This is a genomic window from Streptomyces sp. NRRL B-1140, assembly GCF_001280065.1.
Taxonomy (GTDB): domain Bacteria; phylum Actinomycetota; class Actinomycetes; order Streptomycetales; family Streptomycetaceae; genus Streptomyces.
This window is the reverse complement of the sequence record NZ_LGEA01000001.1, coordinates 36,890-49,184: the sequence shown is the minus strand read 5'-3', so window position 1 is coordinate 49,184 and position 12,295 is coordinate 36,890. Positions and strand designations below refer to the sequence as shown.

The window sequence follows — 12,295 nt, the reverse complement described above, 5'->3', positions numbered from 1 at the left end:
AAGGGGCATGGTGCGAGACCCTGCCCGCATGACAGCACCCTCCGCACCCGATGCGGCCCACCGCTTCGACGACCTGACCGCCCTCTACATCAACTGCACCCTCAAACCGTCCCCGCAACGCAGCCACACCCAGGGCCTGATCGACAAGAGCCGGTCGATCATGGACGGGGCGGGAGTGACCACGGAGCTGATCCGCGCCGTCGACCACGACATCGCACCCGGCGTCTACCCGGACATGACCGAGCACGGCTTCGCCTCCGACGTCTGGCCGGCGCTGTACGAGAAGGTCATGGCGGCGGACATCCTGGTCCTGGCCGGGCCGATCTGGCTGGGCGACAACAGCTCCGTCACCAAACAGGTCATCGAGCGCCTCTACGCCTGCTCCTCGCTGCTCAACTCCCAAGGGCAGTACGCCTACTACGGCCGTGTCGGCGGTTGCCTCATCACCGGCAACGAGGACGGCATCAAGCACTGTGCGATGAACGTCCTCTACAGCCTCCAGCATCTCGGCTACACGATCCCGCCCCAGGCGGACGCCGGCTGGATCGGCGCGGCCGGCCCCGGACCGTCGTACCTGGACCCGGACTCGGGCGGCCCGGAGAACGACTTCACCAACCGCAACACCAGTTTCATGACCTGGAACCTGATGCACATCGCGGCCCTGCTGAAGCGTGCCGGAGGCGTCCCCGCCCACGGCAACCAGCGCTCGCAGTGGGACGCCGGCTGCCGTCCGGGCGCGGACAACCCCGAGCACCGCTGACCGGCGGGGCGGGCCCGCATGGGCGAGTTCTTACGCGGTGGTGACGCGCGGCCGGAACCAGTGGCCGCCCTCCGCCCCAGCGGCCACGGTGGTCACACCTGACACCGGAACGGAAGGGCCGCCATGAACCAGGGACACAGGCGCAACCGCACACGTCGCAACGCGATCATCCTGGCCGCCGGGCTCGCGGCGGGCGGTGCCGGACTCGCGTTGGTCAATGTGCAGGCCAACGCGACCGACGCCCCGCGTGCCACCACCCGCGCGGCCTCGAAGCCGGCACCGCCCGCCGGCAACGGCCCGGTCGCCGGGGACTTCGCGGACATCACCAAGGCCGCCCGCAACGTGCCCGCCCCGCCCCGCGGCAACCGCAACGCCTCCAAGGGCGCCTTCAGGACCCGCTGCGGTGTCAACGCCGAGGGCCGGCACAACTCCGACAACGTGATCGTCGCCCCGGGGGTGGGCAACGGCGCCCACCACACCCACGACTACGTCGGCGCCATCGGCGTCGACGCCTTCACCACCGACGACAGCCTCGCCGCGGCCGGCACCACCTGCACCAACGGCGACCGGTCGACGTACTACTGGCCGGTGCTGCGTGACCGCCGCGGAGTGGAGAAGGCGGACGCGAGCTCGCCCGGCGGTGGGGCCGAGGGCAACGTCGGCAGGATCCTCACCCCCACGTCCGCGAGCCTCACCTTCGTCGGCAGTCCCACGGCCAAGGTGGTCGCCATGCCGCGCTTCCTGCGCATCATCACCGGTGACGCGAAGGCGAACGCCAACGGCGGAGCCAATGCCAACGCGGCCTGGTCCTGCACCGGCTTCGAGAAGCGTGTCCAGTTCAAGGACAAGTACCCGATCTGCCCGGCGGGCAGCCAGGTGGTCCGGACCGAGCGGTTCCAGAACTGCTGGGACGGCCGGAACACCGACAGTGCCGACCACCGCGGCCACGTCGCCTTCGCCGACGCCAGGGGGAGGTGCCCGGCCGGCTTCAAGGCGATCCCGCAGCTCGTCCAGCGCCTCACCTACCGCGGCCTGGCCGGCGGCACCGCCTTCGCCGTGGACAGCTTCCCCGAGTCGCTGCACAAGCCCGTCACCGACCACGGCGACTTCATCAACGCGATGCCCGAGCGCCTGATGAAGCGGGCCGTCGCCTGCATCAACACCGGCCGCCGCTGCGGCTGAGCCCGCTGCGGCCGCCCCTCAGGTCTCAGGGTGCGGGAACTCGGTCTCCTTCGCCGTGATGATCCGGGCGCCCATGTTGCGCTCCATCATCTCCAGGGCCGCGGAGGCCAAGTGGGGATGGATGGAGGCGACGGCGTCCCTCGGCACCGTCACCCCCAGGTGACGGATGTGCGCGTCCAGCGCGGAGTACAGGACGCACTGCTCGGTGACCTGGCCGGTCAGCACCACGTGTCCGACGTCCAGGCTCCACAGCAGGTAGGACAGGGGCGTCTCGAAGAAGACCGAGTGGCGGGCCTTCATGACGAACAGTGACCGGTCGTCGGGCCGGATGGGTTCGATCAGGTGGGCGTTCGGCTGGGACAGGGCCGCATCCAGCAGCTCTCCGTGATGCGAACGCCACAGCCCGAAGTTGTCGTTCACGTAGATCACGGGAACGTCCGCCTCCCGGGCCCGGCCGAGCAGCTCCGTCAGGACGGGCACGACCGGCTCGACGGACGGTACGAGGAGCTCGGCGTCCTCGTGGTCGTAGGTGTTGATCATGTCGATCACGATCAGAGCCGACCGCTTCGGGTCTGCGCCGCGTTCCATGTCCTTCCCCGTCCCTCCGGTGCTGTCACTCACGGGATGCGGCGAGGTCTGGACGGGGTGGGGGTCGAAGCATCGGATCTCCCGAGTGGAGCGTGTGGTGCGGGTTCCGGGAACGCACTGCTGAGTACCCGGCGGCTCGGCGTGCGTAACGACCCGCCGCGGGAGGTGTGGCTCACCGGCTGCGGCGATGCCGCGGGCCGGTCCTCCCCGGCTGGGCGGGTGCGGCGCTCCGTGCCGTTCGTCGCGGCCAGAACCTGTCCGCAAGTCCCGCTACCGTGCCCCACATGACGAACACCAAGCGGAGCGTCACCGGCACGGCACCCCTGCTCGACGCGCGTGCCCTCAACCGCGCGACACTCGACCGGCAGTTGCTGCTGCGCCCCGCCCGGCTCTCCGTCGCGGCGGCCGTCGAGCACCTGATCGGGCTCCAGGCGCAGAACGTCAAACCGCCGTACTACGCGCTCGCCGCCCGGCTCGACGGGTTCGCGCCCGAGGCGTTGTCCCGGCTGATGGCCGACCGCGAGGCCGTCCGGATCGTCACGATGCGCTCCACGATCCACACCCACACCGCGGACGACTGCCTCACTCTGCGGCCCCTGGTGCAGCCCGCACGCGACCGTGAGCTCGTGACCTTCCGCAACGGACTCGCCGGCGTCGACCTGGACCGGCTGGCCTCGCTCGCCCGCGACCTCGTCGAGACCGAGCCCCGCACCATGGGGCAACTGCGCGAGGCCCTGCTGAAGGAGTGGCCCGACGCCGATCCGCAGGCCCTGGCCGTCGCCGCCCGCTGCCGCCTCCCGCTCGTGCAGGTGACGCCGCGCGGTCTGTGGGGGCGCAGCGGCCAGGTCGCTCTCACCACCGCCGAACACTGGCTCGGCCGCCCCGCGCAGCCGGCGCCCACGGCCGACGCGGTCGTCCTGCGCTATCTCGCCGCCTTCGGCCCGGCCTCGGTGAAGGACATGCAGACCTGGGCCGGCATGACGCGCCTGCGCGACGCCTTCGAACGCCTGCGCCCGCGGCTGATGACCTTCCGGGACGACAGCGGCGCCGAACTCTTCGACCTTCCGGACGCTCCCCGCCCCGACCCGGACACCCCCGCACCGCCGCGCTTCCTGCCCGAGTTCGACAACCTGCTGCTCTCGCACGCCGACCGCGGCCGGGTGATCCCGCCCGAGCACCGGGGCCGCTCGTGGAAGGGCAACATGGCCTACCGCACGCTCCTCGTCGACGGCTTCCTCGCCGGACTGTGGCGGCTGACGGAGGACACGCTCGTGATCGAGGCCTTCGACCGCCTCACCCGCACGCAGCAGGACGAGATCACCGACGAGGGGGAGCGGATGCTACGGGTCATGCACCCGGAATCGTCGTACGACATCCGGTTCGGCGTCGTACGGACATAGATCGGGTGGCGACATGGATAGGGGGCGTTGCGGGCCGCTCGTGGAGGCCCGCAACGCCCCCTGGTCAATCACCTGAGGGATGCTCAGGAGTCGGTGAGAGTCACGAGTTGACCTGCGTCGTGACCAGGTTGGAGAAGGTGGTCAGCCGGGTGTAGACACCCGGGTAACCCGCCTGGGCGCAGCCTTCGCCCCAGGAAGTGATGCCTGCCAGGACGCCCCCGATGAGCAGGGGGCCGCCGCTGTCGCCCTGGCAGGTGTCCACGCCGCCGGAGGTGTATCCGGCGCACACCATGTCGCTCTTCACGAACTGGGAGCCGTAGGAGCTCCCGCAGCTGGAGTCGGACACGGTCGGTACGGTCGCGGTGCGCAGCTGGTTGGAGCTGCTGCCGTTGGAGGCGGTGGTGCCCCAGCCGAGGATGCGGGCGGTGGTGCCGGCCGCGTACACCGACGTCTGGGAGGCGGAGACGTACTTCGCCGTGGTGTACGGCATCGACGTCGACAGTGTCAGCACGGCCACGTCGTCGCCGTTGGCGGCGTCGGTGTAACTCGGGTGGATCCATATCTTGCTGACTCTGCTGACCGTGCCGTTGGTCCCGTTGAGGTAGGTGCGGCCACCGACGACGCGCACGCTGCTCGTGGTCTCGCCGACCATGCAGTGCGCGGCGGTGACGACCTTCGTGGGCGAGACCAGCGTGCCGCCGCAGAACTGGTTCTGCGAGGCGTCCGTGATCTGCATGACGAACGGGTACGCGGACGTCGTGGTCGTCGTCCCGCCGACGATCGGCTGGGGCGCGGCGACGGCCGTGGGAGCGGCGAGCAGCGCGGTCGTGGCGGCGGCGGCGGTCGCCGCGACGACGGCGGCGGCCTTCTTGGCAGCGTTGAGCCCGAACATGGGTCTCCTTGGGGAGTTGCCGGTGGGGGGTCGCGCGGGTGCTGAGAACGGGGACCCTGACACCTTTGTTCGGATCTCCGTGTGCCCGGCGAGCGGCACGCCTCAAAGCTAGAGCCCCGCACGGAGCGCCCCCAATGAGGGAAGCCCCTAAGGGAGTTGGGCAGGGATAACCCTCGGTCCGGCGCCGTAAACGCAGGTCGGGTCAGGTCGTTCGGCGGCCCGCCGCCAGCCGGACGATGTCCACCCGGGAGCGGATCCCGAGCTTGCGGTAGACCCGGGTGAGGGTCGCCTCGACGGTCTTGACGCTGATGAACAGGCGCGCCGCGATCTCCCGGTTGGTCGCGCCCTCCATCACCAGCGAGGCGACCTGACGCTCCATCGCGGCGAGCCCCTCCAGCGCGTCCAGGGCGACGGGCGGCGTGGCGGCGGCCGGTTCCACCGCCGTGGGGCCGGCCGTGGCGGCGGCGTCGACCTGCCGCAGCCAGGGCAGCGCACGGCAGCGCCGGAACAGCCGGGCGGCCTCGTCGTACGACACCGGTCCGGGCAGGGGCCTGGCCCCGGGGCGGGGGGAGGCGGCGGCCTGGGCGCGCAGGCGGGCCAGCGCGAAGGCCGCCCGTGCCTCCTCCAGCCCGTACCCGAGCCGGCCGAGCCGGTCCTGCACGGACGTCAACCGGACGACGGCGGCCTCGTGTTCGCCGCGCGCCGCCCGCACCAGCGCCTCGGCCCGGTCCAGGACGGCCAGCACGCTCTGCCGGCCCAGCCGCAGCGCGTGCGCCCGGGTCGTGTCGATGACGTCCTGGGCCTCGCCCGGTTCCCCGATGCGGACCAGGGCCTCGGCGAGGTCACCGTGCCAGCGCCCGCGCCCGGGGTCGTTGATGCCGAGCCCCTGCTCCAGCTCCCGCACCCGGCGCAGCGACCGGACGGTGGCGGCCGGGTCGCCGGCCACCAACTGGGCGTAGCCCAGCGCCGCCAGGGCCCGGGAGAGATACATCTGGTCGCCGTCGACCTCGGCGTGATCCGCCGCCTCGCGGGCGAGGGCCAGCGCCCGGTCGACGTCCCCGGCCGAGGCCTCGGCGAGGGAGGCCAGCATGGCCGAGGCGCCCTCGCCGATCCCGGAGTCCCGGGCGAGCCGCAGACTCTCGCGGGCCAGGTCCAGGGCCCGGCCGCAGTGCCCGGAGCGCAGTTCCGTGTCGGCGAGGAAGCGCAGGAAGTGCACCTCGCTCTCGACCATGCCGCGCCGGCGTACCTCGCGCAGCAGCGCGGTGATGGTCGCCCGCGCCTCGGGCAGCTGGTCGCTCATGATCAGCCAGCGGAACCGGGCCGACCCGGCGCCGTTGTGGTGGCAGGCCACGTACGGGTCCTGGGGTTCCTTCAGGGCCCGTTTGACGGTCGCGGGGGCGTCCGGGTGGCCCATCAGGGTCTCCGTCGAGGCCTGGAAGGACAGTGCCATCAGCTCGGTGCGCCGGTCCCCGCCCCGGGCGGCCAGTTCCGCCGCGTGCGCGGCCTCCTGCCGGGCCTCGGCGAAGTCGCCCTCGACGACGAGACCGCGCCAGGCCAGCTGGTAGTGGACCTGGGCGAGCAGACACGGGTCGTCGCCCGCGTCGGCCAGCACCTGCGGGAAGACGGCGTCGACGTCGCCGAGGGCCTGCCCGGCCGCCTCGATGACCACCATCCAGGCGCGGACCCGCTCGGCGGGCACGGTGGCACGCGTCAGTACGTCGCGTGCGATGTCCCGGGCGAGATCGGCCTCGCCGGCGGTGATCGCGTCCTCCGCGGCCAGCAGACGCCGCTCGTCGGGGCCGGGGGTGCTGTCCGCCGGGGTGTGCCGGGCGGCCAGCAGTCCGAGCGAGGCGGCCACCGAGGGGGCCCCGCGGTCCCGGGCCAGTGCACCGGCCTCGGCGAGCCGGGCCGCGACGTCCGGGTCGGTGCCGGTGGTGGCCAGGGCCAGGTGCCGGGCCCGCTCGATGGGGTCGGAGGCCGCCGTGGACAGCGCGGCGTGCACGGCCCGCCGCTCCTGCGCCGGGGCCTCCGCGTAGAGGGCGGCCGAGATCAGCGGATGCGCGAACCGCAGGGCCGGCGCCTCGGGGTCGGTGGCCAGCAGCCCCAGGGCCGCGGCCTGGGCCGTCTCGGCCTCGGCGTGCTCGCGCCCGGCCGCGTGCAGCAGCGCCAGGGTGGGACGGGCACCGGCGCTGGCGACGAGGAGGGTGCGGCGTGCCTCGTCGGACAGCATCTCCAGCCGGCTCAGCACCAGGGCCCGCAGCGAGGTGGGCACGGGCAGCGGCTCACCCGGCCGGGGCCGGGCCGGGCTCTCGGCCAGGGCCCGGCCCAGCTCCAGAGCGAAGAGCGGGTTGCCGCCGCTGGTGCGGTGGATGTCACGGATCGTGGAGCGGGACAGGGGCGTGTAGCCGCGGTGGTCGAGCAGCACGGAGACCTGCGTACGGGTCAGCGGGCCCAGCCGGACGGCGAGCGTGTCGGGCGGGGACGCGGGCAGATGACGGTCGTACTCCTGGCCCTCGGTCCGCACCGCACACAGCATCTGCACGGGCGTGTCGCCCAGCCGGCGGGCCGCGAAACCGAGCAGTTCCGCACTGGCGGCGTCCAGCCACTGCAGATCGTCGGCGACCACGAGCACCGGCCCCTTCGCGGCCAGGGCCCGCAACGCCGACAGCACCGCGAGGCGCAGCGCGAGCCCGTCCCGCTGGAGCGTGGACTCGCCGCGGCCGGTGAGCGCCGACTCCAGGGCGGTGCGCTGGGCGCCGGGCAGCGCACCGGACACGTCGTCGAGGACCAGCCCGAACAGATCGGCCAGCGCCAGGAAGGGCAGGTGGGATTCCGACTCGGTCGCCGAGCAGCGCAACACCGTCCGGTCCGTACCGCCGTAATCCGCGGCCAGCGCCCGCAGGACGGTCGACTTTCCAATTCCGGCCGGACCGTGGAGCAGCACACTGCCCCCTCGGCCGAGCTGTTCCCGCGCCGAGGCGAACAGCTCCTCCCGGCCGATGACCTGGTCGGGGCGGCTCCTGGGAGGCTCCTGGAAGTCCCGTCGTACGGTCACCGCTCCCCTCCCTGTGTCGTGTCCTGGCCAATATTAGGCAACGGTTCTTTGCATTTCGGAGGGACGACCTCGTGAGGGAAATAACAACACGAGAGGGCGGGAGAATTCTCCGGACTCCCGAATGCCCCGGAAGACGGGGCCGGTGGCCCCTCGGGGACCCCACGGCGCAGGTCTCGTGCAGGCATCACGGAAAACGGCACAAACCTACGGCAACCACCCCGCTCGGCGCGCGGCGACCACGGCCTCGCCACGGGTACGGGCCCGCAGCTTCCGCATGGCCGACCGCAGGTACCCCTTGACCGTCTCCGGCGTCACACCCAGCCGCTCCGCGGCGACCGCGTTCGTCGCCCCCGCCGCCACACACGCCAGCACGTCCACCTCGCGCGGCGCGAGCCGGACCCGGGGCGGCCCGGCGGACTCGTCCGCGAGCAGCGCACACGCGCCGAGCACCTCCGCGCGCAGTTCCGGGTCCGCGATCCGCGGGGCCAGCGACCGCAGGGCCGCGTGCGCCTCCCGCACCCGCTCCCATCCCGGGCCCGCTCCGGCCCCGGCGGCGAGCGTGCGGGCCTCGTCCCGGACGGCCAGGGCCCGCTCCACGTCCCGCGCCGCCTCCACAGCCGCGTCGAGCATCCGCCCGCCCAGCGGCAGGGAGGTGCGCAGCGCCCCGTACAGCACCCCGCGCACCCGGTGCCGGACCACCACCGGAACGGCCAGCACCGAGCGCAGCCCCTCCGCTGCCACCGGGGCGTCGTACTCGTGGCTGATCTGCCGCGACACCGAGTACTCGGTCACGACGCAGGGCCGGGCCAGCGCCACCGTCTTGCCGCCGAGACCGGTGCCGGACGTCACCACCAGCGACCGCAGGGCGTGCGTCGCCGTGCCGCTCAGTTCGCTGATGCGCATCCGCTGCCCCGCCTCCAGCAGGCCGCCGAAGGCGACGGGAAGGCCGGTGCCCCGCCGCAGACGCAGCAGCGCGTCGCGTATCTCGACCGCCTCGGACGCGTCCGTCGTCACCTGATCCGCCCCTTCGTCACGGCTCCTGTGCGGGCCCACCCCCCGTTCGGGGGTAGTGAGACCCGCATCACGGATTACACGATGGCTCAGAGCCGCCCGGCAATGGTCCGGCACCCAGGAGGACAGATGACATCGGCGACGGAGCTGTTCCGCGAAGCGCGGGATTTCCTGCTCGAACACCGCGAGGACTACCCGACCGCCTACGAGGGTTTCCGCTGGCCCCGTCCGGAGTACTTCAACTGGGCGCTCGACTGGTTCGACGAGATCGCCGACGGCAATGCGCGCACCGCCCTGCACCTCGTCGAGGAGGACGGCCGGGAGACCCGGCTGTCCTTCGGTGAGATGTCGGTGCGGTCGGCGCGGTTCGCCACCTGGCTGCGGGAGCTGGGCGTGCGCGCCGAGGACCGGATCCTCGTCATGCTCGGCAACCAGGCCGAACTGTGGATCACCGCCCTCGCGGCGATGAAACTGCGCGCGGTGGTCATCCCGGCCACCCCCCTGCTCGGCCCCGCCGACCTGCGCGACCGCGTGGCACGCGGCCGGGTCCGGCACGTCGTCGCCCGCCCCGAGGACACCGGCAAGTTCGCCGAGGTCCCCGGCGACTACACGCGCATCGCCGCGGGCGCCGCCGGTGCGGTGCCGGACGGCTGGCTGCCACTGGACGACGCCTACGGCGCCTCCGCGGACTTCGTCCCCGACGGCCCGACCCGGGCCGACGACCCGCTGATGCTGTACTTCACCTCGGGCACCACAGCCCGGCCCAAGCTCGTCGAGCACACCCACACGTCGTACCCGATCGGCCATCTGTCGACCATGTACTGGATCGGCCTGAAACCCGGTGACGTGCACCTGAACATCTCCTCACCCGGCTGGGCCAAGCACGCCTGGTCCAATCTCTTCGCCCCGTGGAACGCCGAGGCGACGGTCTTCCTGCACAACTACACGCGTTTCGACGCCGTCCGTCTCATGACGGAGATGGACCGCGCGGGCGTCACCACCTTCTGCGCCCCGCCGACCGTGTGGCGCATGCTCATCCAGGCCGACCTGACGCAGCTGCGCACCCCGCCCCGCGAGGTCGTCGCGGCCGGCGAGCCGCTCAACCCGGAGGTCATCGAGCAGGTCCGCCGGGCCTGGAACATCACCATCCGCGACGGCTTCGGCCAGACCGAGACGGCCGTCCAGGTCGCCAACAGCCCCGGCCAGCCGCTCAAGACCGGCTCGATGGGCCGGCCGAGCCCCGGCTACCGCGTCGAACTCCTCGATCCCGTGTCCGGCGCGCCGGGCGCGGCGGAGGGCGAGATCGCACTCGACCTGTCCGACCGGCCCGTCGGCCTGATGACCGGCTACCACGGCGACGCGGACCGTACGGCCGAGGCGATGGCCGGCGGGTACTACCGCACGGGGGACGTCGCCTCCAGGGACGCCGAGGGGTACCTGACGTACATCGGCCGCAGCGACGACGTCTTCAAGGCCTCCGACTACAAGATCAGCCCCTTCGAGCTGGAGAGCGCGCTGCTGGAGCACGAGGCGGTCGCCGAGGCGGCGGTCGTCCCCGCGCCGGACGAGCTGCGGCTGGCCGTCCCCAAGGCGTACGTCGTGCTGGCCGAGGGCTGGCAGCCCGGCGCCGACACCGCCAAGGTCCTGTTCGAGCACTCCCGCGAGGTCCTTGCCCCCTACAAGCGCATCCGCCGCCTGGAGTTCGGCGACCTGCCCAAGACCGTCTCCGGCAAGATCCGGCGGATCGAGTTGCGTGAGGCCACCGCGGCCGGCTCGGAGACCGAGTACCGCGAGGAGGACTTCCGGTGAGTTCCTACAGCCACGGCACCAGCGGCACGGCGTTGCTCGGCGACACCATCGGAGCCGATCTGGACCGGGCGGTGGCCGCCTGGCCGGACCGCGAGGCACTGGTCGACGTGCCGTCCGGGAGGCGCTGGACGTACGCCGAGTTCGGCGCGGCCGTCGGCGCACTGGCCTCCGCCCTGCACGCCTCCGGCGTCGCCAAGGGCGACCGGGTGGGGATCTGGGCGGTCAACTGCCCCGAGTGGGTGCTCGTCCAGTACGCCACCGCCCGCATCGGCGCGATCATGGTGAACCTCAACCCGGCGTACCGCACCCACGAGCTGGAGTACGTCCTGAAGCAGGCGGGCGTGTCCCTGCTGTTCGCCTCCCTGAGCCACAAGACGAGCGACTACCGGGCGATGGTCGAGCAAGTCCGCGGCCGTGTCCCGGAGTTGCGTGAGGTGGTCTACTTCGGCGACCCGAGCTGGGAGGCGCTGCTCGAACGGTCGGTCCCCGGCGCGACGTACGACGAACTCTCCTGCGACGAACCGATCAACATCCAGTACACCTCGGGTACGACGGGCTTCCCGAAGGGCGCGACCCTCTCCCACCACAACATCCTCAACAACGGCTTCTTCGTGGGGGAGTTGCTCGCCTACACCGAGCAGGACAGAATCTGCGTTCCTGTCCCGTTCTATCACTGTTTCGGCATGGTCATGGGGAATCTGGCGGCCACCTCGCACGGCGCCTGCATGGTCATCCCGGCCCCGTCCTTCGACCCGAAGGCCACCCTGGAGGCGGTCCAGCAGGAACGCTGCACTTCCCTGTACGGCGTCCCCACGATGTTCATCGCGGAGCTGAACCTCCCCGACTTCGCCTCCTACGACCTCTCCTCCCTGCGCACCGGCATCATGGCGGGCTCGCCCTGCCCGGTGGAGGTGATGAAGCGGGTGGTCGCCGAGATGCACATGGCCGAGGTCTCCATCTGCTACGGCATGACCGAGACGTCCCCGGTGTCGCTGCAGACCCGCAGGGACGACGACCTGGAGCACCGCACCGGAACGGTCGGCCGGGTCCTGCCGCACATCGAGGTGAAGATCGTCGACCCGGCCACGGGCGTCACCCGGCCGCGCGGCACCGCCGGGGAGCTGTGCACCCGCGGCTACAGCGTGATGCTCGGCTACTGGAACGAGCCGGAGAAGACCGCCGAGTCCGTCGACGCGGGCCGCTGGATGCACACGGGCGACCTCGCCGTGATGCGCGAGGACGGCTACGTCGAGATCGTCGGCCGCATCAAGGACATGATCATCCGGGGCGGCGAGAACATCTACCCCCGCGAGATCGAGGAGTTCCTCTACGGCCATCCGAAGATCCAGGACGTCCAGGTCGTCGGCGTCCCGCACGAGCGCTACGGCGAGGAGGTCCTGGCCTGCGTCATCGCCCGCGACCCGGCCGACCCGCCCACGCTGGAGGAGCTCCGGGCCTTCTGCGAGGGGCGGTTGGCGCACTACAAGGTCCCGGCCCGGGTGCGGATCCTCGACTCCTTCCCGATGACGGTGTCCGGGAAGGTCCGCAAGGTGGAGCTGCGGGAGAGGTTCGCGGACGGCTGAGGGGGCCTTCCGCCG

8 protein-coding genes and 1 pseudogene are annotated in these 12,295 nt (G+C 72.1%); 5 read left to right on the top strand and 4 right to left on the bottom strand.

Annotated elements, in window-relative coordinates; all coding sequences use genetic code 11:
- Positions 1–28: 28 nt before the first annotated feature.
- Positions 29–760, top strand: coding sequence for a flavodoxin family protein (locus ADK65_RS00220; RefSeq protein WP_053667681.1), 732 nt, complete (start codon positions 29–31; stop codon positions 758–760).
- A gap of 285 nt (positions 761–1,045) precedes the next feature.
- Positions 1,046–1,942, top strand: a pseudogene (locus tag ADK65_RS00215) (DUF1996 domain-containing protein); the annotation flags it as partial.
- Positions 1,943–1,960: 18 nt separating this feature from the next.
- Here ADK65_RS00215 and ADK65_RS00210 read toward each other — a convergent pair.
- Entirely contained in the window at positions 1,961–2,530 is a 570-nt protein-coding gene (locus tag ADK65_RS00210; protein WP_053667679.1) for an isochorismatase family cysteine hydrolase, read from the bottom strand.
- 284 nt (positions 2,531–2,814) lie between these two features.
- On the opposite strand from ADK65_RS00210, the gene ADK65_RS00205 reads away from it, so the two are divergent.
- On the top strand, positions 2,815–3,930 hold the full coding sequence (locus tag ADK65_RS00205; RefSeq protein ID WP_053667678.1) for a winged helix DNA-binding domain-containing protein: 1,116 nt from the start codon (positions 2,815–2,817) through the stop codon (positions 3,928–3,930).
- A 100-nt stretch (positions 3,931–4,030) separates the two neighbouring features.
- Here ADK65_RS00205 and ADK65_RS00200 read toward each other — a convergent pair whose 3' ends face one another.
- The 3 genes from ADK65_RS00200 to ADK65_RS00190 all read right to left on the bottom strand — a co-directional run bounded on the left by ADK65_RS00200 (position 4,031) and on the right by ADK65_RS00190 (position 8,891).
- A complete protein-coding gene (locus tag ADK65_RS00200) occupies positions 4,031–4,822 on the bottom strand; it encodes a S1 family peptidase (protein WP_053667677.1) in 792 nt (263 codons plus the stop codon).
- Positions 4,823–5,024: 202 nt separating this feature from the next.
- Positions 5,025–7,877 (bottom strand): helix-turn-helix transcriptional regulator, encoded by a 2,853-nt coding sequence (locus ADK65_RS00195; protein WP_053667676.1) that lies wholly within the window; start codon positions 7,875–7,877, stop codon positions 5,025–5,027.
- Between the two features lie 204 nt (positions 7,878–8,081).
- Positions 8,082–8,891: a helix-turn-helix transcriptional regulator gene (locus ADK65_RS00190; protein ID WP_053667675.1), complete on the bottom strand. Its 810-nt coding sequence runs from the start codon at positions 8,889–8,891 to the stop codon at positions 8,082–8,084.
- Between the two features lie 126 nt (positions 8,892–9,017).
- On the opposite strand from ADK65_RS00190, the gene ADK65_RS00185 reads away from it, so the two are divergent.
- Together ADK65_RS00185 and ADK65_RS00180 are read left to right on the top strand one after the other, a co-directional pair.
- Entirely contained in the window at positions 9,018–10,697 is a 1,680-nt protein-coding gene (locus tag ADK65_RS00185) for an AMP-binding protein (RefSeq protein WP_053667674.1), read from the top strand.
- Entirely contained in the window at positions 10,694–12,280 is a 1,587-nt protein-coding gene (locus ADK65_RS00180; RefSeq protein ID WP_053667673.1) for an AMP-binding protein, read from the top strand. Before ADK65_RS00185 ends, ADK65_RS00180 begins: the two co-directional genes overlap by 4 nt.
- Positions 12,281–12,295 lie beyond the last annotated feature (15 nt).